General features: G+C 61.6%; 2 protein-coding genes. Both read right to left on the bottom strand.

The annotated features are described in order from the left end of the window. Window positions 1-33: 33 nt before the first annotated feature. On the bottom strand, window positions 34-531 hold the full coding sequence (locus T331_RS18910) for a DUF6878 family protein (protein ID WP_035180625.1): 498 nt from the start codon (window positions 529-531) through the stop codon (window positions 34-36). 99 nt (window positions 532-630) lie between these two features. After that, the coding region (locus tag T331_RS20195; RefSeq protein WP_035180623.1) for a hypothetical protein at window positions 631-2,096 on the bottom strand (1,466 nt) is incomplete at its 5' end.

Here is a 2,096-nt window from a genome sequence, read left to right as displayed (position 1 = left end):
GCATGATGATAAGGATGTGCCATTTCCGCCTCCTCAAAATTCATGGGAATAGTTTTCGGAGGCGGTATAGCGCTCATTATAGTCGAGCGTGATGCTGCCCTCCGTCACCTCAAAGGTAAAATCGCCGTAGGCGCCATCATTATTCTCCCAGCCGCAATGCGTCTGCGCCAAAAAATCATAGGACAGCGCCTCAATGGCTTCGCGCACCGTGTGGGTTTGGCGTTCAACGTCCGGGCTATCCCAGCCCGGCCGGAAAATCTCAATCCGCTCATCCGGCAATTCAACGATAACATCGCCGCTCTGGGCCGTGATGTCCTCGATCTGGCCGCTATCGCCATAGCCGTCGAAATTCACGATCACGGCGGTGACGCCATGGTCCGCCAGAATGCTGAACAGCGCTTTTTTGTTGTCCTCGAGCACGGCACTCGCACGCTCGCGATACGCGCGTTCTTTTTGTTCCCATGCCGCCATAAAAGGATCAACCGCAGGAAGCGATTGCTGACCAGATGGTGGATTATGATTGTCTGACATGATCTATCTCCAGAAATGCAAAACCCGGCACGAAGCCGGGTTTTGATGGGATGAAGGAATGGAGGCGAGGCGGCCTTTGGGCCGCCTCGGGATCTGGGATCACTCCGCCGCGATCTCGTGCGGCTCGAGCTGTGCTTCGTCTTCAGCGGATGGAAGATCGGCTGCCTCAGCCTCCTCGTCGGCCGCAGCCGCACTGGCATCAATGGCGACGGCACTACACGTGGCTTCTGCCGTAGCATCTGCCGGCATCGTCATGGCCTCCACGCCCTTCGTCCGCAGCACCTCGGGCAGCCACCCACAGCCCGCCAGCGCCTGCGCGGCGGCCTCGGCCATGTCGCCCTTCTTCAGCCCTTCAAGCCGCTGAGCTGCCTGCGCGCCCTTGGCTTCACGCACGGCCTCGAGAATGCGCGCCTTCGTCACCCTGCCGAGGTAATTGTCCACGTTCGGCGCCCAGCCCGCAGCGGCCAGATCAAGCGCCAAAATTTCCGCCAGCCGCCCGGCATGCGCCAACGCCCGGGGCCGCCGATTATAGGCATCATGCGTGGCATTCAGAGTCAGCGCCACGCAATGGGCGAATAAGGCCTCCCGGCTATCCGTATCGAGATTGGAGAGAGCATCCCAGAGTTCAGCACTATCTTCGGGCAATTGCGCTGCCCAAGCCTCGTGCCGTGCATCAACCCGTGCCGCCAAGGGCGTGTCAGCCAAGCCCGGCGCCTGGGCGCCGAACATCACACTCTTCGCCTCGATCTCCAGGCAGGATTCGGCGCCGTAGCGATAGAATAGCCGCAGGCACAGCGCGTGCAGTAGGGCGAGATAAGCAATGCCGGGCTCATTGCCCAGCGCCTCGCGCAGCGCCAGTGTGCGATATGCCGTCAGCTCCGTCAGCAGCCGGTCAGGCAAGGGCTTAATGCCATCTTCCTCCTCCACTTCCGGTTCGGCCGCATCACCAACATGCGCGACAATGATGCGGCTCTCCGGCATGGCGGGATCGCTATCATCATCTGCGATACCACTACCCTCGCCCGCCAAGCCAAGCTCATCGGCTTCCTCAACCACCGGCGGCTCATCCTCGGGGCGGACATAGCCGCGCTCGACGCGCAGCACGCCATTGCCGTCGATGCTGACAAACACCCCCGCCATGGCAATCTCGACAGAGTCATACACCGGCGGGCGCTGGGTCAGTACGTCAATCTCGGCTTCGATTTCCGCAAGGCGAGCATCGGCATCATCGGAGACCTCATCCGCCGCGGCGGCTTCTTCCTCGAGTTGCTCGGCCTCGGCCCGTAACGCCTCAACCTGAGCGATTTCCTTATCGGTGAGCTGGCGGCGCGTGCCTGTAATCCGCCGCAGGCCGTAGCTATGGCCATACGGGAATTCTGGTGCCATTTCGACCCATTTCCAACCCTCGGCGCGGATCGCATCGGCATCGCGTTCCAGCCTCTCCGCCACCACGCGGGCCAGCAAGCCGCTATCCTGCAACCAGCCGCCATCATCCTGCTGGAACAGATCGCGCATGACGGCGCCGCCCGCCGCGATATAATCCTCACCAGCATATTGCGCCCGCT

This window comes from Acidocella facilis ATCC 35904 (genome assembly GCF_000687875.1).
Lineage (GTDB): Bacteria > Pseudomonadota > Alphaproteobacteria > Acetobacterales > Acetobacteraceae > Acidocella > Acidocella facilis.
Note: the sequence above shows the minus strand (reverse complement) of the source record. Positions and strands in the feature narration are given on the sequence as shown.